Source organism: Mycobacterium persicum (assembly GCF_002086675.1).
In the GTDB taxonomy this organism is placed as follows: Bacteria; Actinomycetota; Actinomycetes; order Mycobacteriales; family Mycobacteriaceae; genus Mycobacterium; species Mycobacterium persicum.
This window is the reverse complement of record NZ_MVIF01000343.1, coordinates 1-281: the sequence shown is the minus strand read 5'-3', so window position 1 is coordinate 281 and position 281 is coordinate 1. Positions and strand designations below refer to the sequence as shown.

Annotated in this window: 1 protein-coding gene; it reads right to left on the bottom strand. The window is 78.6% G+C overall.

Going from position 1 to position 281, the window contains the following annotated elements; translation table 11 throughout:
- The coding region (locus tag BST40_RS28690; protein WP_208618971.1) for a hypothetical protein at nucleotides 1-281 on the bottom strand (281 nt) is incomplete at both ends.

Genomic DNA, 281 nt, shown 5'->3' with positions numbered 1-281 from the left:
GGGTTGGTGCTGTCGGTGCCGGTACCACCTTGACCACCGGTGCCACCGGTGCCACCCACACCGCCTTGGCCGCCGGCGCCTTGGGTGCCGGCGGTGCCGGTGAAGGCGTTGCCGGCGGCGCCGCCGGTGCCGCCCTGCCCACCGGCCCCACCGGCACCGCCGGTGCCGCCGGTGGCGCCCGCGCCGACCGCGGCGGTGTAGTCCGCGCCCTTGCCGCCGGTGCCGCCCACGCCACCGGTGCCGCCGTTGCCGGCGGTGCCATCAGCACCAACAGTGGAGCC